We start from the raw sequence: 24,102 nt of genomic DNA, 5'->3' as shown, positions 1-24,102 counted from the left end.
TCTTCTTTTGTCCCCCTTCGTGATTGGAGGACCGCGACGTTGATCGACGTCCTGATCATGGGCGGCACCTGGAACCCCAATGGAGACGGGGTAACCGAGGCGTTCGCCCGAGCACTCGACCCCGGCAAGTTCCGGGCCTCGTACGTCCCCTACCCGGCTGACTACGGTCAGCGCACCACCTACGCCGATTCGGTTGCCGCGGGCAAAGCCGCGCTGCTGCGCGCGATTGACGACAGCCCGTACCCGGTCATCGTGGCCGGATACTCCCAAGGCGCTGGCATCGCTGGCGATTTCGCCGCCGAAATCGGCCGAGGACAGCACCCCCAGCTCGACGTCCGCGCCGCTGCTCTAATCGCGGACCCAGCTCGGCCGGAAGGTGTTTCGATCACGCCGGACCCCGGCGGGTTCGGCATCTCCGGACAGCGCCACATCCCCGGAATTCCCGCGTTCCACGTCGCCGCGTGGAACGACCCCATCACCTCACTGTCTCCTGGTTCCCCGCTCCGTACCGTCGCGGACCTGTCCGCGTACTGGAACATCTCCAACCCGGAGGGCTTCCTCCGCTGGGGGCAAGAGACCTTCAACGCCGTTGTGGCCGGACGCCTTCAGCGCTGGTGGAATCCGGCGCACCTATGGGATTGGACTATCGCCGCCCGCGAGGCGCGCGGCTACCTGTTCGACGGTCGCCACACCGAAGCCTATGTGCGCGAGGGCCATTGCTGGCAGCTCGCCCAAACCCTGAACGAGGAGTTCTGACCTGACCGAGCTTGTAATCACCCGAGGCTATCCAGGCTCCGGCAAGACAACCCACGCGAAGCGGTGGGCGACCGGTGCCAGCCGAGCGCGAGTCTCCCGCGACGACTACCGCAAGATGCTCGTTGGCGGGGAAGGCATCCTTCCAGCGGACCAAGAAGGAATGGTGACGGCCGCCCAGCGCGCGGCCGTCCGGGCGCTACTGTCCCTGGGCGTCTCGGTGATCGTGGATGACACCAACCTGCTGTTGAAAGTTGCGAGGGACTGGGCCGATCTCGCCGAGGAACTCGGCGTCAGCTTCTCCTGCCTGGACTTCCGGACCTCGCTCGCGGAATGCATCGCGAACGACTACGAGCGAGGCCGCCTCGGCGGCCGGACAGTCGGCGCCAGCGTCATTCACCGGATGGCGCAGAAGTACCCCATCCAAGGATGGAAGCCGGTAGAGCCCCGAGCGAAGCTCAACATTCAGCCCTACCAGCCGCGCGAGACGCTCACCCCGGCTTGGATTTTCGATATCGACGGCACGCTCGCCCACATGCGGGACCGCTCCCCGTACGACTGGAAGCGGGTAAGTGAAGACGCGCCGGACCTGTCGGTGCTGCGGGTGCTCTGGTCGCTTCGGCATTCCAACCCCGGCGTGAAGATCATCGCCGTGTCCGGCCGCGACGGCTCCAGCCTCGCGGACACGATCCGGTGGCTACAGCGCCACCACGCGACACCGGATCTGTTGCTCATGCGGGCGCCCGGCGACAACCGGAAAGACTCGCTGGTCAAGCTCGAACTTTTCAACGATCACATCCGTGACCGGTTCAACGTGCGCGGTGTTTTTGACGATCGGAACAGCGTCGTCGCCATGTGGCGACGCCTGGGCCTCAAGACATTTCAGGTAGCAGAGGGAGACTTTTGAAGCTCGACACACCCATCAATCCGAACTACGCGGCCGTCATCACGAAGGTTCCGGCCGTAGTGCCCCTCGAAGGCCGAGACCGCATCGTCGGCCTGCCGCTCTACGGGCACCAGGCGATTGTGTCGAAAGGCTGGCAGCCGGGCGACCTCGGCGTGTTCATCCCCGCCGAGTGCCAGCTCAGCAGCGAATTCGCCAGCGCGAACAACATGTTCAGGCACTCGGAGCTGAACAGCGACCCAGGCGTGAAGGGCTATCTCGAAGACAACGCCAGAGTGAAGGCGATCCGCCTCGGCGGACATCGCTCGAATGCCATGTTCCTGCCGCTGTCGTCGCTCGCCTATACCGGCGTGGACGTCTCGCAGTTCCGTGAGGGCGACACGTTCGACCACATCGGCGGGTACGAGATCCTCCGGAAGTACGAGGTTCGTAAGCCGCGGGCAGCCAGTACGGCCGGCAACCAGGCGCCGAAGCCGCGCCGGGTCGATAAGAAGCATTTCCCCGAGCACATCGACACGTCGAACTACTGGCGGTTCCAGCACGTCATCAGCCCAGACACGTATGTCTGGGTGACGCAGAAGCTTCACGGGACGTCGATCCGTGTCGGGCACACCATCGTTCAGCGCAAGCTGAGCTGGGTGGAACGCCTCGCGCGGAAGCTGGGCGCGAAGGTGCAGGAAACCCAGTACTCGCCGGTCTACGGCTCGCGTCGATCCATCAAGGACGCCCGCGACCCTGACCAGCAGAACTTTTACGACACGGACATTTGGACCATTGAGGGCAAGCGCCTCGATGGCCTGATTCCAGCGGGGTATGTGGTCTATGGCGAACTGATCGGGTGGGCTCACAACGAGCCGATTCAGAAGGGATACACGTACGGCCTGCCGAAGGGCACGGCCGAGCTGTACGTCTACCGGGTCACGCAGGTGAACCCCGAGGGGGTGACCGTGGACCTGGGTTGGACGCAACTCGAAGAGTTCTGCCGGAACACCGGCTTGAAGCCGGTACCGCTGTTGTGGGCGGGCTTCCACGAGGACTTCGACGTAGATGTGTGGATGAACCGGCGATACAACGAGGAGGGCTACCGCCACGCGGTTCCGCTCGATCCAGGCAAGACCGTGGACGAGGGTGTGATCGTGCGGGCAGACGCCCTAACGCCTCGCCTGCTGAAGGCAAAGGCACCGGATTTCTTGGAGCACGAGACGAAGCAACTCGACTCCGGGACTGTGGATCTGGAGAGCGCCGCCTAGGCGCCCGAGCCGCCGGGGGCGTGCGTCCCCCGGCGTTCGAACGGGTCGCTGTCCGTTTTGCACTGCGGCCGGAAACTACCACGCCAGAACGACCGGTAACCCCCTGAGCAGCAGCTCGGGGGGCTGGTGTGTCCTGGGGGTTACCGGCCGGGCGAATCTAAGCGGTAGCGGGGGAGCCGGTGGCGAGCTTCTCCAGCGCGATCGAGAACGGATCGGCGACAGCGGTTTCCACGATGGCGGGGATTTCCTCCACGGCCGGGGCTTCGGCCTCGGCCTGATCCCGCAGCATCATCGTCAGGTGGGTGATCAGCAACAGCACCAGCGGCGGCACGGCAGAGATGCCGACCGCGACCCACGAGCCGGTGTTCAGCCACGCGTGCAACCCGTTGCCCGCGATCGACAGGGCCGCACCGAAAGTCAGCAACAGCCACGCGTACCACCCGTGGCGGCGCATCGCGGTAGCCGCGATCGTGGACACGATCACCAGGCCGTCAACGATCAGCGGGAAAGACCAGGCGTGGGGGGTGTTGTAGTGCTCGGCGAGCTGAGACAGCGCCGAGTAGGAGACGAGGAACGAGAAGCCGCCTACAGCGACCGTGCCGGCCGTCGCAGCTTGGACAGCGGAGATCTCACGGACTCGAGATAGCATCGAGGCGCACCAACCTTCATTTGGTGTAGTCGAACCCCCGGAGGCGGACCAGGCCGAAGGGGGTTCGCGTTTTTCTATTGTGGGCTCGAGGCTAAGTGAGTTGACCTCGCCCGTCAAATTTTCCAGTTTTCCAAGTCATTGGAGGTGTGTATTTTGGCAGCTGGGGGCTCTAATGAGCTACTCACGCCCGAAGAAGTAGCGGCTTGGCTGAAGGTCGAACCCGATACGGTTCGCAATAGCTATCGACAGTGGGGGATCAAACCCCAAAAGGTCGGGCGTCTCCTCCGATTCCGTGTGCGCGATGTAGTCACGTACCTGGACCAGAACTACGGATAAGGCAAATGGCGTCTGTTTTCCAGCGGTGTAAGACCGATGAAAAGAACCAGTACTACCCGTGCAGCAAGGCGCGGTGCGGACATCCGTGGACCGTCCGCTACCGCGAGCCGGGCGGCCGGGCAGGCGGCCAGCGCGAGAAGTCGTTTCCGCTCAAAAAGGACGCCGAGGACTTCGGCGTCAAGATGGAGAACGACAAGCGGACCGGGCTCTACGTCGATCCCAAGCTTGGACAGACGCCCCTGCGGGTGTGGGGCAAGGAGTGGCTTGCGCGACAGATCATCGACGAGAGCACCTGGCGCAACTACAACGGGTTCCTAGAGAACCACCTGTACCCGTTCATGGACCCGAAAACCCTTGCTCAGCTGGAACGAATCCACTTCGAGCAGTTCATCGCCCACCTGATCAAGGGCGGCATGATGGCGTCCACGATCAACGATCGGATGCGGTTCGTCACCGGCATGATCCAGGACGCTGTAGCCAAGAAGTACATCCCCGACAACCCCGCGAAGGGGGTCAAAGCTCCCCGCGTGGCCTCGGCCAAGGTGGACGAGGACGAGATCCCCAGCCTCGGCGAAGTCGACATGATGCGCGAGACGATCTCGCCGCAGTACCGGCTGACGATCGACCTCATGGCAGGCGCTGGGCTACGTATCAGCGAAGCCCTAGCATTCGATCCGGACTGCTATCGCGGGGACTTTATTCGTATTCGCTGGCAAGTTAGTTCGAAGGCCCATGTTGGAAGCTGCAAGACGCGGATCAAGGCTTTGAAACACCGTGTGGAAGGCGAGTACCGGGATATCCCGATCGCACCATTCTTGGGAGATGCGATCGAGTTGCATCTAAACGAATGGGGAACCATTCCTCTCGGGGAGGACGGGAAGAATATCCGCGCCTTCTTCGCACCTCGAGAGAGGGCGAAGGGAACCATGCCTTCTGCGAATACGTACGGGTATCATTTCCAGAAGGCGCAACGAAAGTCCGGCCTAGTCCTGCCGGACGGGCATTGGAAGTATCACCCGCACTCACTACGGCATTTCTTCGCCTCCACTGCCCTCGCCAACGGGATACCGATTCACGAGGTCTCAGCGTGGCTCGGGCACAAGTCGATCAAGACGACAGCCGACATCTACGGACACCTCGTGCCCGGTGCGTGGGACCGCTGCCGCTCGGTGATGCAGGAGGCGATGAAGCCGCCTGCGGAGCTTTCCCAGGCGGCCTAGTGATGGATCTGGAACACCGTGCTGGTTTGGTGCTGGATTTTCAGCCGCTCGGGCGGATACCCGCAGGTGAGAGCTATGTGGTAAGAGTTCCGCTTCAACGTCTGATTCGTCGAATTCTATTGAGCCCCATCCGGATTCCGGATGGGGCTCAGTCGTTCCGCCGGCGCCGCCCGCTGGCCGCTTCGGTCAGCGCGCTATGCGGCATAGCCAGCGCGGCATCACCCGGCCATTGCACTCAACTCGGCATTTCGGTGCGTTCGGTGTGGCTGCCGGGCGATCTGGCTATGGCCGTCGAGGCGATTCAGGGGCATCCTGTGAGGTGCGCGGAGTGGGTGGGTGTGGCCGGCATGCCGGGTTCTGGCCGGCAGGAGGAAGGCATGGAAGGCGCGCCGAGCAGGACGGCGATGTTTGCGGCGGTGTCGCGAGGATTGTTTCGCTTGGAGACGGCGTCGCCTTGGGTGCTGGACGATGTGCTGGCCCTGGTCCTTGTCGGCCCGGTATGGCAGCAGTTGCGAGACCAGTTCGATCCGCTGTTCCCCGACCCGGTTCGTCGCGAGGCCCGCGCGGCTGTCTGCACTCGCAGCCGGTACGCCGAGGACCGGCTGGCTGCCGGTGCCTTCACGCAGTATGTGATTCTCGGCGCGGGGCTCGACTCGTTCGCGTGGCGGCGGCCCGATCTGCTCGGCTCGCTGACGGTATTCGAGGTTGATCACCCTGCCTCCCAGGCCTGGAAGCTCGAGCGGATCAGAGATCTCGGCCTGCCGCTCAACGCCTCGCAGGTATTGGTGCCGGTCGATTTCGAGGCCGGACCGGTTCAGGATGCGCTGGGCGCGGCCGGATTCGACTGGGCGCGGCCGGCGATGTTCTGCTGGACGGGCGTCGCCCCCTATCTGACGGCACAGGCGATCGAGTCGACGTTGCACACGATCGCAGCGGCTGCTCCCGGGTCCGAGGTGGTGTTGTCCTACCTGGCCGAGGACGCTGCGCTCGACGACGCAGGGACGGAATACGCCCGCATTTACACACCGATCGCGGCTGCTGTCGGCGAGCCTCTTCAGCCTGGCTGGCCGGTGTCCGAGATCGAGAGGCTGGTCGGCAGGTGCGGGCTGAAGGTCGTGGACCACCCCGCACGTGCAGACCTCCAGCAGCGGTACTTCGCCGGCCGCACCGATGGCCTGCGGCCCTACACCTTCGAGACCCTGATGGCCGCGCGGGTCACCTGAGTTGTGGCGTCCGCGAACACCCGCGGCACCACGAACCAACCTCCCAGGCCACCATCATCGGCTGCCAAGCCGAGCAGCAACCGCCCTGCGGCGCAGTCCGAACCAGAGGTGCGGAAGGTTCCAACTGTGGCAGGCCAAGTCAGCGCGGTATGCGGCATGCGAGTGGTCGCCTACTGACCCGCGAGCTTCGCGACGAGCGGGGCGAACCGCTCGGCGTGGGCGGCGCCGAAGACGAAGTAGGAGAAGCCGAGTTCCTCGCGGCGGCGCTGGATTTCCTCGGTGGCGGCCGCGGGGTCGTCGGGGAGGACGGTCACTGCGTCGGCCGCGCGGAGGGCGGCGGGGTTGGTGCTCGGGTGGGCCATGTGGGGTGCGACGGTGTCGCCGATGACCGGGACGGCGAGGGCGAGTTCGATGTTTTCGTTGGTGCGGAAGTCGCGGGTCAGGCGCTCGACTTCGCTTCGGGGCTGATCTCCGAGGGCGAAGGTGACCGTGTCGGCGAGCTCGGCTGCCAGTGCACGGGCCTTCGGGCCGTAGACGGCCATGGCCACCGGTGTGTGGCGGTCGGGGCCGTCGAGTTCGCGCAGGGTTTCGACGGTTTCGCGGATCTGCGTGAGCCGTTCGTTCGGTGGCGGTACGCCGGGGATTCCCTTGTCGCGCAGCTCGTCTTCGATTCCCGGTCTGCCGACGCCGATGCCCATCTCGAAGCGTCCCACGGTCACCAGCGACAACGAGTGCGCTTCCCAGGCTGTCAGCCAGGGCGGACGGAGTGGCGAGGCGTAGACCCAGGTGCCCACCCGGAGGTCGGTCAGCGCCGCCACGGTGGCCAGCATGGGGCCGGGCGCCGGCTGCATCTGCGGGAAGTCGGGCATCAATAGTGTCGAATACCCGCTGTCGGCAATGCGGCGCGCCCGATCCCGCCACGTCGGCAGATCGGACCTGAGGGGAGCGACTACCCCGAATCGGAACGGCCTCGTCATACCTGGACTCCTGTCTTTCGAACCATCCAGAGGATTCGACGACAGATCCTCCCGAAATTCATCGGTGCGGGAGCCACCGCCCTGGGGGCGAGGGCGGCGCGGGTGAATCTGGCCGCTGGGACCGTTACGCGCTGGTGCGGCCGGGCAGGGCGTCGATGGCCGCCAGGATGCCCTTGCGGTCGTAGCTGCCGGTGGGCAGGGTGGCGCCGTGGGTGTGGCGGATGACGCCGTTCGGGTCGACGAGAACGGTGCCGGACTGCTGCATGGCGCCGAAGACCTTGCGGGTCAGGCCGACCGAGTCGTGCGGGGTCCCGGAGGCGCCGACCAGGACGGGGAACGGGATGTCGTGGCGGGACTTCCAGGCCGATCCGGTGGCGCGGTCCTCGGGGATCGCGACGAATACCCGGATGTTCTTGTCCTCGAATTCGTTTCGGTGCGCGGCGAGATCTCGGACATGGCGATTGCACATGGGGCACGACGTCGAGCGCATGAAGTACAGCAGGACGCTGTGGGCGCCGCGGTGGTCGGACAGACGCCACGGGCGGCCGGTGGTGTCCTCGAGTTCCATTGTCGGCGCGGGAGATCCGGATGTGAGCATGACGAGGCTTCCCTTCGGTGCGGGAGTGGGAGGGGACTGAATCAGTTGGTGGGGACGAGACTCTGGCGGATCGCGGCGCGGGCCCGGTGCAGCTGGGATTTCATTGCCGCGGTGCTCAATCCGAGTGCGTCGGCGGTGGCGCGGCCGGAGTAGCCGAGCACATCGCGCATGATCAGGACTCGCCGTTGTACGACGGGCAACTCCGCGATCGCTCGGGTGAGCTGGTCCGTGTCCAGGCGCCGCAGCACCTCGTCCTCGGCGGAGACGGCGATATCGAAGTCGGCCGGTTCGAGCCGGGCCGCGCTGTCGAGCATGGCCCGCGCGCGCCGCAGGCATTCATTGCGGACGATGCGGAACATCCACGAGGCGATGGCGGAGGTGGCGCGCAAGGTCCCGATCTTCCGATACAGAATGATCAGCGCTTCCTGCGCGGCATCCTCGGCATCGTCGGCAGACGCACACAAATGGTGCGCGAACCGCCGCACATGCGGGTGCGCATTGTGCACAACCGCCGCGATCGCTTCCCGATCACCCCGCTGAGCGGCCTCGACGAGCCGCTCACCGGCCCACCCGCCTGCCATTCCGCCCACCTCCTCGGCGGTCGGATGCCGTGGTCGATTCTCTCGTTCGGACTGTCACCACCATAAGAGGCCGCGCATCCGGGAAAGGATTCGAACTTCGGAAAACTTTTCGCGGACCAGCCGGGAGATCTCGGCGGTTCACCGTGGCCGGAGGCGGTGCGCCGCACGGCTGCAGGGCCCGGTTCGGCGACGCGGCGGGCGGGCGGGGCGACACGCTGTCGTAGCGCGGGAAATTTGCGCGCAGCCTGCATTGCTGTGCGCTGGTGTTCCGCTATCGTTCATCCCACTATCGGATGCTCCTACTGGCGCGCCAGGGCTGGTTCGTCGATTCCGGAGTGGGTGACCGGGGCGGATCTGCCTGATGCGGGCCACGACCGTTTCGTGAAAGTTCGAGGGAACGTGCCCGTACCCATTACTCTGACCGGCCGCCTGGTGCGGCTGGAACCCCTTGCGCCACAGCATGCTTCGGGGCTGGCGGAGGCTGCCGAGGGGAATCGGGACGATTACGCGTACACACCCGTCCCGCACGGGGTGGACGAGGCGCTGGAGTATGTGGCGCAGGCGCTGGCGGGGCATGCGGCGGGGACCTCGCTGGCCTTCGCGATCGTGGCGGTAGCCGGCGGGCGGGTGCTCGGATCGACGCGATTCACGCGGTTCGACTACTGGCAGGGGCCGCTGGTGTGGCCGCTGGTGCACGGGCTCCCCCCGGGGGATCCGCTGCTCGCGGTGCCGGATGCGGCGGAGATCGGGAATACCTGGCTATCGCCGCAGGCGCGCGGTGCGGGGATCAATCTGGAGTCCAAGCTGCTGCTGTTGCAGCACGCCTTCGACAACTGGCGGGTGCGGCGCATCGCCATGCGGGCCGATGTGCGAAATCTGCGCTCCCGCATGGCAATCGAGCGACTGGGCGCCACCAGCGACGGGGTGCGGCGGGCGCATTCGCGCGGGCTGGACGGCGAGGTGCGCAGTACGGCCTTCTACTCCATCCTGGACGAGGAATGGCCCTCGGTGCGGGCCACCATCGCGGGGCAGCTGGCCCCGCGCGCCACACCGGCGCCGTTCGTCGACGCCATGGGCGCCGGCGGGCTGGTGGACGCCTAGGACGGCATCCGGCGGGGGAGTGCCGGGTGGTTGCCCGAGCATGTGCCGGGTGGTTGCCGGGCGCGTCGGGCGCACGGAATCTCCTCGGTCCGATTCATGTTCGGGGACTATAATTCCCGTTGTCGAACAGGTCGGGCGTCGAGGAGATTGTCCGAGTCGGGTGACTCGGCGGCCGGCATTCCTCGGATCAGAAGCCAGCAACCGGGCGCGGGGCCGCACCAGCGGCCCCGCATTCTCGAAGGAGACGGCGTATGCCCGATCCCATGAGCACGAAGGTCTACCTCTCGGACAGAGTGTCCGGATCCCCCGCTCTCAGCCTGTTCCTCGTCCCCGAACCCCGCGTCCCCGGTGGCTGCATGCTGCACCTGCTGGAACAGACGCCCCTCACCGGCCGGTCGGCGCCTCGCCCCAATCCCATCCTGGTCGATTGGCTGCAGGTGCACACCTCACCCGCCGTCCGCACCCGCTTCCGGGCCTTCCGCCCCGGCCTGCCCGATCCGCCCCGGGTGCGCGCCGTCCTGCACGATCACTTCATCCCCGATCCGGCCCCGATGGGCCTGGACGTCGGCGATCCGGAGGAGATCACGCGGCTCGAGCTGCTACCCGAACACCGGCTCGGCGCGCGGCGCATCGACGACTTCCACGATCGGGCCGTGCGCGAGGCCATGCTCGCCGTCTACCGGCACTTCGGCGTGGACCGGCGCATTCCGCTCATGTACCACGGCTACGCCGAACCGGAGGACGGCTGGTTCGAGGTGCCCGCCGCGGAGGCATAGCAAGCGACCCGCCGCCCAGGCGTGACGAGCGCGATCAGTCGAACGGCACCAGGGTCATCAGCCACCACGGCCGGTCCGGATAGGCGAACCGGAAAGTCTGCACGTACAGCTTCCGTTCGGTGTGCGTCTGCGGCGACAGCACCACCGCCGTGCGCTGCTGCGGAATCTCGGCGGTATCGGCCTTGCGCCACAACTGATCCCACTCCGGCGCGCGCCGGCACAGGTTCAGCACCTCCTCGATCCGGCTCGCGGGCACCGACTCCGGGGCGAACCGCCGGAAGGCGGTCGCCATCAGCTGCGCCTCCGCCTCCCAGTCCCGCAGCACATAGCGGGCCATCGGCTCGAGCATGTGCGAGGTCAGCAGATTCACCCCCGGCGCGGTGCCGGGAAACAGCTCGCGGAACGCGGTATTGGCCTCGAGCACGTCGAACGCGCCGTCGTGCAGGCAGGCCGGATGCGGAAAGCTGTGCAGCACGGCGAGATCGGCGGCCGGCGTTCCGGAGGGGGCGGACATTCTTGGCAGTGTGCGGCACAACTCTTCGTATCCACTTCGTATCGGGTTAAGCCAGATCACAAGACTGGGTATTGCCGCAGAATTTCTGCCATATTGAAACTCAAAGTTTGGTCTGGTCCGGGATGGGTACGGGGTTGTTCGGTGCGACAGCGGTAACGCGAATCGGGGTCCTCGGCCCACTGCACATCAGCATCGACGGACAACGGGTGCCGCCGGGAGCGCCCATGCAGTGCGCCGTACTGGGCCGATTGGTCGCGGCGGGCGGGCGCGTGGTGCCCACCGACCGGCTCATCGACGACCTGTGGAACGGAGATCCGCCGACCAAGGCCGTTGCCGCCCTGCAGGTCTACATCCACAATCTGCGCCGGGTCTTCGAACCCGACCGGCCGCGGCGGGCGCGCTCACGCGTCATCGTCTCCGAATCGCACGGCTACGCCCTCAATCTGGAACCCGCCCAGGTGGATTCGTGGCATTTCGAGCAGCTGCTGCACGGGCACGAATCCGCCATGCGCGACCCCGCAGGACGGCCCGATCCCCTGGAGCAGTGCCGGGTGCTGGACGAGGCGCTGGCCTGCTGGCACGGCACGGCCTTCGAATCCTTCGCCGGAATGCCCTGGGCCGCACAGGAAACCGCACGCCTGGCGGCGCTCCGGCTGACCGCGGCCGAACTGCGCGCCCAGGCCGCCCTGGAGATGAACCGTCCCGCGGAGGTCGTGCTCGCCCTGCGGCCCATCCTCGAGGAACATCCGGGCCGGGAGGAATGCGCGCGACTGCTCGCCCTCGCCCAATACCGGCTGGGGCAATCCCTGGACGCGCTGGCCACCGTCCGGCGCAGCCGCGAGTTCCTCACCCTGGAGTTCGGGGTCGATCCCGGCCCGGGACTGCGGGACCTGGAGACCGCCATCCTGACGCATTCGGTGAACACCGACCCGCCACCGGCGCCGCTCGTGGTGCGCGCGCCCGAACCGGAGTCCGCGCCCGCACCGGACCCCGTGCCGGACAGCGGATATGCCGAACAGCGGGCGGCCATCCTGGCGGCCGCGGAGATCGCGGCCGCCGGGCACGTGCGCCTGGTGTGGTTGTTCGGTGAAGCCGGAGCCGGGAAAACCACACTGGCCAAGGCCATTACGGCCCAGCTGGCCGACCGGTCCTGGACCACGGTGTTCGGCCGGTGCCCGGAGGTCGAGGGCGCGCCACCGGCCTGGGCCTGGGCCGAGGTCCTCACCGGCCTCGATGACGCCGACCCGGAAACCTATACGGCCGCCGACGCTTTCACCCTGGCCCGCCGCGTGGTCCGCTCCTGCCGGGAACGCGCGGCCCGCACGCCCGTCGCCATCGTCCTCGAGGACGTGCACGGTGCGGATACCGCCACCCTGCAAGTGCTGCGCCAGGTCGTGAACTGGCTGCGCGACCGCCCCATCCTCATTGTCGCCACCCTGCGCGGCACCGAAGCCGGTCCCGGCGTCCGCGACACCGCCGCCGCGCTGGCGCTGTTCGCCGGCGACCGCGTCGAGCTGGACGGCCTCGACCTGGCGGGCACCCGCCGGGCCGCGGTCGCAGCCGGTCTCACCGCCCTCGACGACCGCACGGTGGCATTGCTGCGCCGTCGCACGGGCGGCAATCCGCTGTTCATTCGTGAACTGGCCAAACTGGTTGCCACCCAGGGCACCACCATCGGACTCCCCGACACCGTGCGCGCCCTGCTCGGCCGCCGCGTCGCCCAACTGCCCGCCGATGTCACCGAACTCCTCCAGCACATGTCCATCTGGGGCGAGGACTGCGATATCGCCACCCTCTCCGCCGCGACCGCCCGGTCCAGCGACGCCGTGATCGACCTCCTCGCCACGGCCGAATCCGCCCGCCTGCTGCGCACCGACCGCACCGGCCGCCTCGCCTTCGACCACGCCCTGATCCGCGAAACCGTCTACTACGGCATCCCCCTGCTGCGCCGCTCCCGAATGCACTGGGCCGCTTTCGAATTGCTACGCGACCAACGTCTGGGCACAGGCGACCACCGTCCGGACACCGGTAGGACGACTCCGCCCGCCGCCGGTACGACACGGGGACAGTCCGCAAGCGGCGCCGCCCTTGCCCTCTCCGCGAGCAGCGCCGCCCTGGGACTGCCGCACGGTCGTGATACCCCCGCGGCCTCGGCAAGCGCTGCGGCTCTTGCCTTCTCGGCGATCGAGGGAGCTTCGGCTGTCGCAGGCAGCACCGCCGGAGATCCTGGCCGAGAACATGCCGGGCCGGCGCAGGGGGCCTCTGCCGATGCTCCCGATGACGACGCGTCACCGCGTTCCGTCAGCGGTCGAGCGCCAGCGCTCTCCGTGACCGACGCCGCGCTCTCTGCGACCGACGCCGCGCTCTCTGCGACCGACGCCGCGCTCTCTGCGACCGACGCTGCGTTGCCCGCGACCGACGCTGCGTTGCCCGCGACCGACGCTGCGCTGTCTTCCACCGGCGCTGCGCTGCCCGCGACCGACGGGGCGTTGTCCGCGATCGACGCCGCACTGTCCGCGACTGACGGTGCGCCGTCCGCGACCGACGCTGCGTTGTCTTCCACCGGCGCTGCGCTGCCCGCCACCGACGGGGCGTTGTCCGCGATCGACGCCGTACTGTCCGCGACCGACGGTGCGCCGTCCGCGCCCGACCGGCAGGGTCTCGAGGCCGACCTGCCGGAGTCAGGTGCCGCGGTTGCGGGCGGTCGCGCCGCCGATGTGCCGGTACTCGGCCCTGACGATGACACCTCGGCGCGGCATGGCGCCGGGGGCGTTGTCCGCGAAGCGATTTCGCCGGACGATGCCGGAAGGAACCGTGAAGGGGTATCGACCCGGCGCGACACCGGGATCGAGCCGCACGAGATCCGGGTGGCCAGGTGGGGTGGCGAGCTGGAGCTGCGGGTGCTGTCCCCCGAGGCCGCGGCACGGGATGCGGCCACAGCCGGTGCGCGCGAGGCGTCGATTGCCGGGCGGGGGCGGGATATCGATGCGCTGGCGCACCACGCCGCGCTCGGGGCCAGTCCGGAAACCGCGGTCCAGGCACTGGAATTCGTGCGAGCAGCGGCGCGGCGGTGCGTCGAGCGGCGCATGCGGGCGGATGCGGTGCGGCGGTGGCGGTCGGTGCTGGCATTGCACGAGCTGGCGGGGCATGCGGAAGCCGGTGCGGCGCGGGAGGATCGACAGGCGCTACTGGAGGCGCGGTGCGAGCTGGTGACGGCGCTGGCCTACGACGGGCAGCACATGGCCGCCCGGGCGGTGCGGGAACAGGCCATCGAACTGGCCGAAGCGCTCGGGGAGACGGCCCTGCTCGCGCGGGCGGCGACGTGCTGGCCGACGCCGCTCATCTGGTCGGTGCACGACTGGCATACACCGGATCCACGGATCAGGGAGCCCTTGCGGATCGCGCTGGGGGATCCGGAACTGCCGGTGCGGAGGCGGATTCGGGCGCTGGTCACCACCGTATTCGACCGGGCGCTGGATGATCCGGATGCCGCCCGCGAGACGGCCGCGGCGGCGCTCACGCTTGCCGAGGAGCTCGGTGATCCGGAGCTGGTGTGCACCGTGGTGAACGCGCAGGCGTTCGCGGCCTTCGCCCGGGGCGGGTTTCTCCGTGCCCACGAGGTGAAAAACCATGCCGCACAGCTGCTTCGGATCGCCACGGAGGCGCGGCTCACCGAATTCCGGGCGCTGGCGCACTATCTGCTCTTCCGAGCCGATCTCGCCGACGCCGATCTGGTGGCGGCCGACGCGCACGCGCGCAGCGCGGCCGCCTACTCCACCGACGGGCAGCTGCGCCATCTGCTCGACGCCATCACGCCCTTCGACATGGTGCTGGAACTATTGCGCGGCAATGTCGACGAGGCCCTGCGCATGCTCCAGGACGGGACATCGGCGGCGGAGGAGATCGTCGCGCATTCCGAGGAGGGGGCGGGCGAATACACCCGCGATCCCAATGCCCTGCACATCGGCATCGCCATCTCCATCGGGTGGCTGACCAACGACCTGTCCGGTCTGGCGGAGGACCTCGGCCGGCGCATGGCCATCAAACCCGAACTGTTCGCCTACGGCCACGCCCTCGCCCTGGTGCACGCCGGTCGCGAGGAGGCCGCCCGGCGGGTGCTCGCCGCCGACCCGCCCATGGCCCGGCAATTCTGGTCCAGCTTCACCGCGACCCGCGCCCGCGTCTGCCTCGCCCTGGGCGATCTGTCCGCGGCCCGTGAGATCTACGACCAACTGCTACCCTATGCCGGCTCGGTGGGCGGCCTGGAGACCGGCGCCACGGTGCTGGGCCCCATGGATCATGTCCTCGCCGATCTCGCCGCCGCGCTCGGCCATCCGGAGCGCGCCGCCGCCCACCGCGCCGACGGAGACCGGCTGCAGCAGCGGTTGCACGCCGACCTGGCCGTTCTGACCGAGAAGGCCGCACAGCGGCGGGTGCTGGCGAATCCGGCCCATCGCCCCGCCCGGTAGGTTCGACGGACGCCGACCGGTTGCGTTTCGCCGCGGCGCGGAGATGAAGATCAAGACGCGGCCGGCGGGCGGCCGCATTCGGGAGGGACGCATGACCATCGAGCGGGAGACGCGGCGGCGGGGCGGAGTGCTCGGCTGGATCGCGGTGGCGCTGGGAATCGCGCTGCTCGCGACCGCCGGAATCGTCGGCGTGCGCTGGTGGTCCGATCGCGATTGGCCGGTGCTCGCGGGGGAGCGGCTGCGGGAGTTCCCGGAGGTGGATCGGACCGGGCTGGATGAAACCCAGGCGCGGATCGTGGATGTGCTGCGGCAGGAATTCCGGGGCGCAGAACTCGGGCACGAAGTATTCCGAAGGCGTGGACGAGCCGTGGTGCGCGGACTTCGTGAGCTGGGTGATGCGGGAGGCCGGACGGCCGCTGGCCAATCCGCATTCCGGCGCCTGGCGGATTCCGGGCGTGTACACGCTCGAGGAGTACTACCGCGGCGAAGGCCGATTCGAGGCGTGGGACTCCGGATATCGGCCCAAGGTCGGCGATGTGGTGATGTACACCGATGCCAGCCCGTTCAATCAGCACACGAATATCGTGATCGGCTCGGATGCGGGAACGATCATTACCGTGGGCGGCAATGAATTCGGGAAAATCACCATCCACGAGTACCGTCCGGACACGGTTTCCGGCCTGGTCGGCTACGGCCGCTATGCCGGCTCGATCTCCACCGGTATCGGACCCGGACTCTCGAATGCAGATGCTTCGCAGGTTCCACATTCTGGAAACACCGGAACCGGAGGGTAGGACTCGGCGCGACTTCCGCCTACGATGGTGGCGGCGGTGCCCGGCAGCATCGCCGATCGATCCCTGTCCTGCTGCCCCCTCATCGGCAGGACAGGGGTCTCCGCCCGACGAAAGTAGCTGGATGACGCCGTCCCCGGAACCTGCTTGGATCGATTACGCCGAATTCGGCGAACGTTTCGTGGCGGCGGCGGTAACGGAATCCCGGATCGAGGCGGCGGTGTCCGGTATGGCCGGACGCGGAATGACCATCGGCCCCTTCTCCATCGGACCGGCCGGATTGGCGCGATTCGTCGCCAAGGGCAGTGTCGGCAAACCCACTGTCATTCGGCGCGGCCCGCATGTGCACTTCGATGTCGGGCTACCGGTCAAACTCCGCGTCGACGTGACTTTGGGCGGACAGCGACTACGCCTGGAAGCGGTCGTGGAAATCGACCTGCAGATGCACGCGCGCACCGCCGATCCACTGCTGGTCGTCATTGATATTCCACCGGTCACCGGGCGCGATGTCAGTTTCGTCATGCGGGCGGCGGCAGTCGGCACGGCATTCGAACTGCTGCTGGATCCCATTGCCAAGCTGGTGCAGAACGAGGTCGCCAACCGCATCAATGCGATTCTCGCCGATCCCGATGCCCGGCGCGGCCGCATCTTCGATGTGGAAGCCATCCTGAACGGCGGCAAATCGCCGTATCGCGGATCGCTGACCCATGACTGGATCGGCTACGACGAATTCGGCCACCGTTTCTTCGAGCGCATCGTGACCGCCGAACGGGTGCAGGAGGTCGTCGAATCGATGGCCGGCAAGCCCATCGAGGTCGGCCCCATGCGCGTCGGCCCCGGCAACAAGGCGCAGGTCGCGGTGCAGGGCACCGTGCGACTACCCCGGGTCGCCGAACCCGGTAGGGCCGCGGCGACATCGGGGACCGGGCCGACGGCGGCGCAGCCCGCCACGCCCCCGCGCATCGCCGAGATCCGGCCCGCCGACCCCGCCACCTCCGCGGCTGCCGCCGCCCCGGCAGCGGACAGCGCGGCGGCTACCACCGCGCCCGCCGGCGATATCGCACCGGCCGCTGCGACCGGCCCCGCCGTCGGTTCGGCCGCGGCCAATGGCGGCTGGCACACCGATGCCCGTACCAAGCTGGTGACCTTCGACCTGACCATTCCGGTGAGCCTCGACATCACCGTGGACGTCCTGCAGTCCAACCGGTATCGCGCCGAGGTCCAGGTGCCGGTGGCGCTCACCGCGCGCGCCGCGGACCCGCTGCTCATCGTCATCGAGGCCGCCGCGCCCCGGGCGGAGGACATCGATCTGGAACTCACCGCCGAGGGCTGGCGCGCCGCCGCGCTGGGCAAGGTGGCGGGCATCCGCAAACAGATCGCGGCCCAGGTGGCGCGGGTCGTCCGCGCCGAGGTGTCGGATGTCTCGCGCCGCACCATCGATGTGGCGGCCCGCCTCGCGGGCACGCGGGTCTGAGCCCGGTTTCCCAGATGTGTCCGTTTGCGCACCTGTGGGACATGTGATGCGTATGGGTCCCGTGAGCCTGGCGATTCCCATGTGAATGTGGTGGAATGAAGCCACGTTCAGGGCTCCCGGCGCACAGATGACCTGCTAGTCGTCATCGGGGAAGGTGCGCCGGGCACGCCGCTTCTTGTTCCACCGATCGTCGGCGGATCTCCCTCTTCTTCGCCGCGGTCGGCACGTTCGACCAGCGAGTGTGCGAAGGAGTTCCGCAATGCGTCTCAGCCATGTCAGCCGCCGGTCCTTTCTCACCGGCGCCGCCGCCCTCACCACCGGCCTGGCGGCGGGATCGATCCTCCCCGCCCCCGCCGCGAACGCACGGCAACAGCTGGGCACCCTCCTCGACTACGCGGGCGGCGTGCCCGCGGCCGAGGTGATCAGCGCCGAAGGGCATATGGGCGTCATCCGCTACGTCTCCGATCGCCGGCCCGGGGCCGAGTGGATGGAGGGAAAGCCCTTGCTGGCGCGCGAAGTCGAAGCCCTCGCCGCCGCCGGGCTCACCGTCGTGTCCTGCTACCAGTTCGGCAAGGGCCCCACCGCCGACTGGCGCGGCGGCTACGAGGCCGGGCTGAAGCACGCGGCCCGGGGCCTGATCCTGCACAAGCAGGCGGGCGGCCCGGACCACGCGCCCATCTACGCCTCCATCGACGACAATCCCGGTGCGGCGGAATGGGAATCGCAGATCGCGCCGTACCTGCGCGGCTGGGAGACCGTGCTCGGCCGCGCTCGAGTCGGCGTCTACGCCAACACCCCCACCATCGACTTCATTCGCGACGCGGGCCTGTGTTCCTTCTTCTGGCAACACAATTGGGGCACCCCCAAGGGCTATGTGCACCCCGAAGCCCACCTGCACCAGTTCGAGATCGACAAGCGCGCGGTCGATGGCATCGGCGTGGACGTCAACTCGATCCTGGCCCCGCAGTACGGCCAGTGGTGGTAATTCCAAGGTGACAACTGATTTCGTAAGGGCCGGGTAACTCACCGGGTACGTCCAAAATCGGTGTGCGGGCTGAACCGGCGGCACGCGTGCTCAGCGGCCGACGGCTCTATGCCGGGCGCTGAATATTCGGGGAGGCGGGGGAGCCTAGGTCTGGCAGTGGCAGGTTGGGTCGGCGCGTAGGTCCGGTTCGTCGGCGACCACGCGCAGCAGCGGCCGGGGTTCGTGCTCGTCGCCGCCCTCGCTGAAGGCCTGCCGGTCGCCCTGCCACGAGAACATGGACCAGCGCGACAGTCCGGAGAAGGCGGAGCCGAGGCTGCCGAACGAGGCCGAGGAGATGATCGACCCGAAGGAGCCGACCGAGCCGATGGACAGCACCGAGCCGACGCTGCCGATGGACAGGACCGAATAGGCCGAGCCGATCGACAGGATCGAGCCTTCCGAACGGATCGACAGGATCGATCGGCGCGAATGCAGTCCCCGGGCGGAGTTCTTCACAGCGGCCATATCTAGCGGTCTACCACAGGAACCGGCCGTGCGCGCGATTCCCGGGCGCGGCGTTGCGTTTCGGAGAACGCCGAAGGCCGGGCCCGTTCCGGGCCCGGCCTTCGTGCGATATTCGGCTGTGCGCCTAGGCGACGGTGAAGAATCCGACGGTCGGCAGGAACGAGCAGGTGATCGGCTGCGCGGACTCATCGGCCTGGGTGGTCAGCGAGCCCGAGACCAGCGCGACCACCCGGCCGGAGCCGGTGTCGGCAATGGCCGACAGGGTGGCCGGGCCGTCCGGGTTGATCTTGGCCTCATCGGTCAGGTTCATGACGCCGGTGGCGCGGGTGTCCAGGTTCAGCCACTGCACGGTCATCGGCGGGTTCTGCACCGCGGTGGGCCGCTTGGTGCCCAGCGCGGTGAAGACGAAACCGGTCTGGCCGGCGCCCGGTCCGGGCGGGGGCAGGGTGGCCGGGCCGGCCACGGCGAGCGCGGTGCCCACCGAGTCGGCGCTGGCGCTGATGCAGCCCTTGCCGATGGTCGGCCACAGGAACTGCGAGATGACCGGGCCGTCCTGCGGGATGTCCGGACCGCCGCCACCGCTGCCGTCGAGGAACTTGATGATGCGGTTCAGCGTGTCCTTGATCGACTGCGGCAGCGGAGCGGACTCCAGGATCCGCTTCGCCTGGTCGAGGATGGCCTGCTGCGGGCCGGGGGAGGCGATATCCGCGGGACCCGCGGCCGCGCCGATGATGGCGGGTACCAGCGAGGCGAGCGCGTCCACCGGGACACCCTCCGGAATTGCCGGAATGCTGACGATGGCCTGCGTGGGTTCGGGCGCCGCATGCGCGGCGGTCGGCACGACAACGGTGGCGCAGGCCGCCAGGGCCACTGCGGTCAATGCGAACCGCGATCCTCGGGTGCGAAGCACTGGTGTAGCCGTCCTTACCTCGGGTACATCTGCGGCGATGGAGACATCGCTCCGCGCCACTCTAGGGACCGGGCCGCCGTCTTGTACAGCCGCGGTGTGATCTTGCTGTCCTCGATCGACTCAGGCTATCGAACAACCGACCAAATTGTGCTGTTACCAGTGTGGTCGTTGATGCAAATGTTACTGCCCATCAGGCGAGTCCGAATGCATTTCCGCAGTCGAGAGTCCGCGACCAAGACTGGTGGAGGATGAGCCGGCATTTGGCCTATGACTACTCTTGTTCGTGGTCCGAACCCGGGCCGGATTGCCCGCAGCCCCATGTCGCCCGAGCTGAAAGTGCCGCGCCGTGAATCGACACTTCCGACTGGCCGTCGCGGCGCTCGGTCTGGCGGTGCTGGCCCGCCTCGCCTGGGTGCTGCTGCTACCCAATGGCATGAACTTCGTCGACCTGCACGTCTATGTGGACGGCGCGGCGAATCTGGGCACCGGCCACCTCTACGACTACACCGATGCGAGCAAGACGCCGGACTTCCCGCTGCCGTTCACCTATCCGCCCTTCGCGGCGCTGGTCTTCTATCCGCTGCACTTCCTGCCGTTCTCGCTGGTGGCGATCGCCTGGCTGTTGCTGACGGTGGCCGCGCTGTTCGGCGTGGTGTGGCTGGCCCTGGAGCTGATGCTCGGCAAAGAGGCGCTGCGCGAGCCGAAATGGCGCACGGTGGCGGTCTGGTGGACCGCCGTCGGCACCTGGCTGGAGCCGATGCGGACCACCCTGGACTACGGCCAGGTCAATGTGTTCCTGGTGCTCATCGCCATGCTCGCGGTGCGCAGCGCCAAGTGGTGGGTCTCCGGGACGCTGGTCGGCGCGGCCGCCGGGGTGAAGCTGACGCCCGCCATTACCGGCCTGTACTTCGTGGCGCGGCGGCGCTGGGTCACCGCGATGTGGTCGGCGGTGGTCTTCGCGGCGACCATCGGGCTGACCTATCTGATCACGCCGGACGAGACCCGCAGGTACTTCGGCGAACTCCTGGGTGACGCCACCCGGATCGGGCCGGTGGGTTCGGCGACCAATCAGTCGCTGCGCGGCGCGCTGAGCCGACTACTGGGCCACGACGTCGGAACCGGCGCGCTGTGGATCGCGGCGGTGCTGGTGACGGCCGTGCTCGCGGTGCTGGCCTGGCGGGCGCTGGCGGCCGACGACCGGCTCGGCACGCTGCTCATCGTGCAGCTGTTCGGCCTGCTGGCTTCGCCGATCTCCTGGTCGCACCATTGGATCTGGCTCATCCCGGTCATGCTGTGGCTGCTCTACGGCCCGCTGCGCGCGGCCGCGGGCGCGCGCCTGCTGGCCGGGTACTGGCTGGTGACCACGGCCGTCGGGGTGCCGTGGGTGCTGTTGTACGCGCAGCCCGACATCTGGACCATCTCCCGGCCGGGCATCCTGTCCTGGCTGGGCACGGTCGACGTGCTCGGCGTGCTCATCTTCTATGTGTGGGTGGCCCGGGCCGGCCGCGGCGCCTCAGCTCTGGGTGACCAGCCGGTCGATCTCGTGCGCCAGGGCGAAGTCCAGGGCGGTCAGTCCGCCCGCTGAGTGCGTCGATAGCGTGAAAGTTACTCGCCGCCAGCGGATGTCGATATCCGGATGATGATTGGCGGCCTCGGCCGCGACGGCCGTGCGGCGTACCAGCTCGATGCCGGCCAGGAATGAGGGCGCCTCGACGGTGCGGGCGATGCTGTCGCCGGTGTGGATCCACTCGGGCAGGTCGAGCAGGGCCTTGCCGATGTCGTCGGCGGAGAGCAGCGCGGGTGTCATGTCTCCGGTGTACTCCGGGATCAGGCGGCGCGGGCGGCTTTGAGGCCCTTCTTCAGTTCCTTCTTGCTACAGCAGCCCGAAGCTTCCAGCTTCTTCATGCGCATGATCACGACAGGGCACTTGTAGCACCGCGTCTTCTTGCGGCAGCACTTCTTCTTCGGCTTCAGACTGGAAACGTCCTTCGCCTTCACCTTGCCCATGTTGGTTAGCTTAACCTAACTCGCACGCGCTAAACGTGTGAGTTACCTCGAACGGTAGTGTGTAGCTCGCCGCATGCCCGTGGAGTTTCGCATTTTGCTCGAGCATGACCCGGGTCGGCACCAAAACTTTGCACCAGGAGGAATCAATCGTGTCGTCTGTCGAGTTCCGTAACGTCGCCATCGTGGCGCACGTCGACCACGGCAAGACAACACTGGTCGACGCCATGCTGCGTCAGTCCGGGGCGTTCGCCGAACGTGCCGAGCTCGTCGACCGAGTGATGGACTCCGGTGACCTGGAGCGCGAGAAGGGCATCACCATTCTCGCGAAGAATACGGCAGTGCACCGGCACAATGCCGACGGTTCGGTGACGGTCATCAATGTCATCGACACTCCCGGCCACGCCGACTTCGGCGGTGAGGTCGAGCGCGGCCTGTCCATGGTCGACGGCGTCGTGCTGCTGGTCGACGCCTCCGAGGGCCCGCTGCCGCAGACCCGCTTCGTGCTGCGCAAGGCGCTCGCCGCCTCGCTGCCGGTGATCCTGGTGGTCAACAAGACCGACCGTCCGGACGCGCGCATCGAAGAGGTCGTCGAGGAGAGCCACGACCTGCTGCTGGACCTCGCCTCCGATCTGGACGACGAGGCCTCCGAGGCCGCGGAGCTGGCCCTGGACCTGCCGGTGCTGTACGCCTCCGGCCGTGAGGGCAAGGCCTCCACCACCCGCCCCGAGAACGGCAGCGCGCCCGACGCGGAGAACCTCGACGAGCTCTTCGAGGTGCTCATGAAGTACGTGCCCGGCCCCAAGGGCGATGCCGCCAAGCCGTTGCAGGCCCATGTCACCAACCTCGACGCCTCGCCGTTCCTCGGCCGCATCGGCCTGGTGCGCATTCACAACGGCACGCTGCGCAAGGGCCAGAACGTGGCCTGGATGAGCGCCGAGGGCACCAAGACCGTCAAGATCACCGAGCTGCTCAAGACCGTCGGCGTCGAGCGCTCGCCCGGTGAGGAGGCCGTGGCCGGTGACATCGTCGCCGTCGCGGGCATCCCGGAGATCATGATCGGCGACACTCTCGCCGACGTCGAGAATCCGGTCGCCCTGCCGCGCATCACGGTCGACGAGCCGGCCATCTCGGTGACCATCGGCACCAATACCTCGCCGCTGGTCGGCCGGGTGCAGGGCCACAAACTCACCGCCCGCATGGTGAAGTCGCGGCTGGATCAGGAACTGGTCGGCAATGTGTCGCTGCGCGTGCTCGACATCGGCCGCCCGGACGCCTGGGAGGTCCAGGGCCGCGGTGAGCTCGCCCTCGCCATCCTGGTCGAGCAGATGCGCCGCGAGGGCTTCGAGCTGACCGTCGGCAAGCCGCAGGTGGTCACCCGGACCGTCGACGGCAAGGTGCACGAGCCCTTCGAAGAGCTGACCATCGACTGCCCCGACGAGTACCTGGGCGCGGTCACCCAGCTGCTGGCCGCCCGCAAGGGCAAGATGGTGCAGATGAGCAACCACTCCGCCGGGTGGGTGCGCATGGAGTTCATCGTCCCCTCGCGCGGCCTGATCGGCTTCCGCACCGACTTCCTCACCGAGACCCGCGGCACCGGTATCGCCAATGCGGTGTTCAACGGCTACGCCCCGTGGGCCGGTGAGATCCGCGCCCGCCACACCGGTTCGCTGGTCTCCGACCGCGCCGGTTCGGTCACCCCGTTCGCCATGATCCAGCTGGCCGACCGCGGCCAGTTCTTCGTGGAGCCGGGCGCCGACACCTACGAGGGTCATGTGGTGGGCATCAACCCGCGCGCCGAGGATCTCGACATCAACGTCACCCGCGAGAAGAAGCTGACCAATATGCGGTCCGCCACCGGTGATGTGCTCGAGACCCTGGCCAAGCCGCTGCAGCTGGATCTCGAAGGCGCCATGGAGTTCTGCGCCGCCGACGAGTGCGTCGAGGTCACCCCGGAGATCGTGCGCGTGCGCAAGGTCATCCTGAACGCCAACGAACGCCAGCGTGAGATCTCCCGCCGCAAGGCGCGCGACAAGGCCGCGCAGTAAGGAACTCGCCCTCCGTTTCCGCCCACCCAGCGTCC

Annotated in this window: 23 protein-coding genes; 14 read left to right on the top strand and 9 right to left on the bottom strand. The window is 67.8% G+C overall.

Annotated elements, in window-relative coordinates; all coding sequences use genetic code 11:
- The first annotated feature begins 39 nt into the window (after positions 1–39).
- Genes ACYQ5L_RS32455 through ACYQ5L_RS32445 form a run of 3 tightly spaced genes read left to right on the top strand, consistent with a single transcriptional unit; the run spans position 40 to position 2,907 of the window.
- Positions 40–756: a PE-PPE domain-containing protein gene (locus ACYQ5L_RS32455; protein ID WP_459961994.1), complete on the top strand. Its 717-nt coding sequence runs from the start codon at positions 40–42 to the stop codon at positions 754–756.
- Position 757: 1 nt separating this feature from the next.
- Positions 758–1,660: a phosphatase domain-containing protein gene (locus tag ACYQ5L_RS32450; protein ID WP_459963615.1), complete on the top strand. Its 903-nt coding sequence runs from the start codon at positions 758–760 to the stop codon at positions 1,658–1,660.
- Complete coding sequence (locus tag ACYQ5L_RS32445) at positions 1,657–2,907, top strand: RNA ligase family protein (protein WP_459961993.1); 1,251 nt, start codon at positions 1,657–1,659, stop codon at positions 2,905–2,907. The genes ACYQ5L_RS32450 and ACYQ5L_RS32445 overlap by 4 nt, the downstream gene beginning before the upstream one ends.
- Before the next feature lie 157 nt (positions 2,908–3,064).
- On the opposite strand, the gene ACYQ5L_RS32440 is transcribed toward ACYQ5L_RS32445, so the two are convergent.
- Entirely contained in the window at positions 3,065–3,556 is a 492-nt protein-coding gene (locus ACYQ5L_RS32440; RefSeq protein ID WP_459961992.1) for a DUF2637 domain-containing protein, read from the bottom strand.
- Positions 3,557–3,700: 144 nt separating this feature from the next.
- Between ACYQ5L_RS32440 and ACYQ5L_RS32435 the strand changes: the two genes are divergently transcribed.
- The 3 genes from ACYQ5L_RS32435 to ACYQ5L_RS32425 are packed head-to-tail and all read left to right on the top strand — an operon-like array spanning position 3,701 to position 6,335.
- Positions 3,701–3,892: a helix-turn-helix domain-containing protein gene (locus ACYQ5L_RS32435; protein WP_459961991.1), complete on the top strand. Its 192-nt coding sequence runs from the start codon at positions 3,701–3,703 to the stop codon at positions 3,890–3,892.
- A gap of 5 nt (positions 3,893–3,897) precedes the next feature.
- Positions 3,898–5,112, top strand: coding sequence for a tyrosine-type recombinase/integrase (locus ACYQ5L_RS32430; protein WP_459961990.1), 1,215 nt, complete (start codon positions 3,898–3,900; stop codon positions 5,110–5,112).
- Positions 5,113–5,114: 2 nt separating this feature from the next.
- A complete protein-coding gene (locus ACYQ5L_RS32425) occupies positions 5,115–6,335 on the top strand; it encodes a class I SAM-dependent methyltransferase (RefSeq protein ID WP_459961989.1) in 1,221 nt (406 codons plus the stop codon).
- Between the two features lie 170 nt (positions 6,336–6,505).
- On the opposite strand, the gene ACYQ5L_RS32420 is transcribed toward ACYQ5L_RS32425, so the two are convergent.
- From ACYQ5L_RS32420 to ACYQ5L_RS32410, 3 genes are all read right to left on the bottom strand, one after another.
- Entirely contained in the window at positions 6,506–7,312 is an 807-nt protein-coding gene (locus tag ACYQ5L_RS32420; protein ID WP_459961988.1) for an LLM class flavin-dependent oxidoreductase, read from the bottom strand.
- 124 nt (positions 7,313–7,436) lie between these two features.
- Positions 7,437–7,910, bottom strand: a complete 474-nt coding sequence (locus tag ACYQ5L_RS32415) for a peroxiredoxin family protein (protein ID WP_459961987.1) — start codon at positions 7,908–7,910, stop codon at positions 7,437–7,439.
- A gap of 41 nt (positions 7,911–7,951) precedes the next feature.
- Positions 7,952–8,491, bottom strand: coding sequence for an RNA polymerase sigma factor (locus ACYQ5L_RS32410; RefSeq protein WP_459961985.1), 540 nt, complete (start codon positions 8,489–8,491; stop codon positions 7,952–7,954).
- A 399-nt stretch (positions 8,492–8,890) separates the two neighbouring features.
- Between ACYQ5L_RS32410 and ACYQ5L_RS32405 the strand changes: the two genes are divergently transcribed.
- Both ACYQ5L_RS32405 and ACYQ5L_RS32400 read left to right on the top strand, forming a co-directional pair.
- Entirely contained in the window at positions 8,891–9,592 is a 702-nt protein-coding gene (locus ACYQ5L_RS32405) for a GNAT family N-acetyltransferase (RefSeq protein WP_459961984.1), read from the top strand.
- 251 nt (positions 9,593–9,843) lie between these two features.
- Entirely contained in the window at positions 9,844–10,368 is a 525-nt protein-coding gene (locus ACYQ5L_RS32400; RefSeq protein ID WP_459961983.1) for a hypothetical protein, read from the top strand.
- A gap of 34 nt (positions 10,369–10,402) precedes the next feature.
- Here ACYQ5L_RS32400 and ACYQ5L_RS32395 read toward each other — a convergent pair whose 3' ends face one another.
- A complete protein-coding gene (locus tag ACYQ5L_RS32395) occupies positions 10,403–10,882 on the bottom strand; it encodes an MmyB family transcriptional regulator (protein WP_459961982.1) in 480 nt (159 codons plus the stop codon).
- Positions 10,883–11,106: 224 nt separating this feature from the next.
- On the opposite strand from ACYQ5L_RS32395, the gene ACYQ5L_RS32390 reads away from it, so the two are divergent.
- From ACYQ5L_RS32390 to ACYQ5L_RS32375, 4 genes are all read left to right on the top strand, one after another.
- Entirely contained in the window at positions 11,107–15,351 is a 4,245-nt protein-coding gene (locus tag ACYQ5L_RS32390; protein ID WP_459961981.1) for an ATP-binding protein, read from the top strand.
- Positions 15,352–15,707: 356 nt separating this feature from the next.
- Positions 15,708–16,145 (top strand): CHAP domain-containing protein, encoded by a 438-nt coding sequence (locus ACYQ5L_RS32385; protein WP_459961980.1) that lies wholly within the window; start codon positions 15,708–15,710, stop codon positions 16,143–16,145.
- 121 nt (positions 16,146–16,266) lie between these two features.
- The gene (locus tag ACYQ5L_RS32380) at positions 16,267–17,616 is read left to right on the top strand and encodes a hypothetical protein (protein ID WP_459961979.1); all 1,350 of its coding nucleotides are present in this window, start codon (positions 16,267–16,269) and stop codon (positions 17,614–17,616) included.
- A 259-nt stretch (positions 17,617–17,875) separates the two neighbouring features.
- Positions 17,876–18,601, top strand: coding sequence for a DUF1906 domain-containing protein (locus tag ACYQ5L_RS32375; RefSeq protein ID WP_459961978.1), 726 nt, complete (start codon positions 17,876–17,878; stop codon positions 18,599–18,601).
- Between the two features lie 144 nt (positions 18,602–18,745).
- Here ACYQ5L_RS32375 and ACYQ5L_RS32370 read toward each other — a convergent pair whose 3' ends face one another.
- Positions 18,746–19,105 (bottom strand): hypothetical protein, encoded by a 360-nt coding sequence (locus ACYQ5L_RS32370; RefSeq protein ID WP_459961977.1) that lies wholly within the window; start codon positions 19,103–19,105, stop codon positions 18,746–18,748.
- Positions 19,106–19,229: 124 nt separating this feature from the next.
- Positions 19,230–20,015, bottom strand: coding sequence for an Rv1157c family protein (locus tag ACYQ5L_RS32365; RefSeq protein ID WP_459961976.1), 786 nt, complete (start codon positions 20,013–20,015; stop codon positions 19,230–19,232).
- Between the two features lie 346 nt (positions 20,016–20,361).
- On the opposite strand from ACYQ5L_RS32365, the gene ACYQ5L_RS32360 reads away from it, so the two are divergent.
- A complete protein-coding gene (locus ACYQ5L_RS32360) occupies positions 20,362–21,600 on the top strand; it encodes a mannosyltransferase (protein WP_459961975.1) in 1,239 nt (412 codons plus the stop codon).
- On the opposite strand, the gene ACYQ5L_RS32355 is transcribed toward ACYQ5L_RS32360, so the two are convergent.
- On the bottom strand, positions 21,529–21,822 hold the full coding sequence (locus tag ACYQ5L_RS32355; RefSeq protein ID WP_459961974.1) for a 4a-hydroxytetrahydrobiopterin dehydratase: 294 nt from the start codon (positions 21,820–21,822) through the stop codon (positions 21,529–21,531). The genes ACYQ5L_RS32360 and ACYQ5L_RS32355 overlap by 72 nt on opposite strands.
- 20 nt (positions 21,823–21,842) lie before the next feature.
- A complete protein-coding gene (locus ACYQ5L_RS32350; protein WP_067534471.1) occupies positions 21,843–22,022 on the bottom strand; it encodes a hypothetical protein in 180 nt (59 codons plus the stop codon).
- A 149-nt stretch (positions 22,023–22,171) separates the two neighbouring features.
- Between ACYQ5L_RS32350 and typA the strand changes: the two genes are divergently transcribed.
- Positions 22,172–24,067: a translational GTPase TypA gene (gene typA / locus ACYQ5L_RS32345; protein WP_459961973.1), complete on the top strand. Its 1,896-nt coding sequence runs from the start codon at positions 22,172–22,174 to the stop codon at positions 24,065–24,067.
- The last annotated feature ends 35 nt before the right edge of the window (positions 24,068–24,102 follow it).

This window comes from Nocardia sp. IFM 10818 (assembly GCF_054655275.1).
The sequence above is the reverse complement of the archived record's forward strand: the minus strand, read 5'-3'. Positions and strand labels throughout refer to the sequence as shown.

What these genes read in the sequence shown, in the direction of transcription:
- ACYQ5L_RS32440 (WP_459961992.1), bottom strand. Translation starts at nt 3,556, where the DNA reads ATGCTATCTCGAGTCCGTGAGATCTCCGCTGTCCAAGCTGCGACGGCC.
- ACYQ5L_RS32430 (WP_459961990.1), top strand. Translation starts at nt 3,898, where the DNA reads ATGGCGTCTGTTTTCCAGCGGTGTAAGACCGATGAAAAGAACCAGTAC.
- ACYQ5L_RS32425 (WP_459961989.1), top strand. Translation starts at nt 5,115, where the DNA reads ATGGATCTGGAACACCGTGCTGGTTTGGTGCTGGATTTTCAGCCGCTC.
- ACYQ5L_RS32420 (WP_459961988.1), bottom strand. Translation starts at nt 7,312, where the DNA reads ATGACGAGGCCGTTCCGATTCGGGGTAGTCGCTCCCCTCAGGTCCGAT.
- ACYQ5L_RS32415 (WP_459961987.1), bottom strand. Translation starts at nt 7,910, where the DNA reads ATGCTCACATCCGGATCTCCCGCGCCGACAATGGAACTCGAGGACACC.
- ACYQ5L_RS32410 (WP_459961985.1), bottom strand. Translation starts at nt 8,491, where the DNA reads ATGGCAGGCGGGTGGGCCGGTGAGCGGCTCGTCGAGGCCGCTCAGCGG.
- ACYQ5L_RS32400 (WP_459961983.1), top strand. Translation starts at nt 9,844, where the DNA reads ATGCCCGATCCCATGAGCACGAAGGTCTACCTCTCGGACAGAGTGTCC.
- ACYQ5L_RS32395 (WP_459961982.1), bottom strand. Translation starts at nt 10,882, where the DNA reads ATGTCCGCCCCCTCCGGAACGCCGGCCGCCGATCTCGCCGTGCTGCAC.
- ACYQ5L_RS32390 (WP_459961981.1), top strand. Translation starts at nt 11,107, where the DNA reads ATGCAGTGCGCCGTACTGGGCCGATTGGTCGCGGCGGGCGGGCGCGTG.
- ACYQ5L_RS32380 (WP_459961979.1), top strand. Translation starts at nt 16,267, where the DNA reads ATGACGCCGTCCCCGGAACCTGCTTGGATCGATTACGCCGAATTCGGC.
- ACYQ5L_RS32375 (WP_459961978.1), top strand. Translation starts at nt 17,876, where the DNA reads ATGCGTCTCAGCCATGTCAGCCGCCGGTCCTTTCTCACCGGCGCCGCC.
- ACYQ5L_RS32370 (WP_459961977.1), bottom strand. Translation starts at nt 19,105, where the DNA reads ATGGCCGCTGTGAAGAACTCCGCCCGGGGACTGCATTCGCGCCGATCG.
- ACYQ5L_RS32355 (WP_459961974.1), bottom strand. Translation starts at nt 21,822, where the DNA reads ATGACACCCGCGCTGCTCTCCGCCGACGACATCGGCAAGGCCCTGCTC.
- ACYQ5L_RS32350 (WP_067534471.1), bottom strand. Translation starts at nt 22,022, where the DNA reads ATGGGCAAGGTGAAGGCGAAGGACGTTTCCAGTCTGAAGCCGAAGAAG.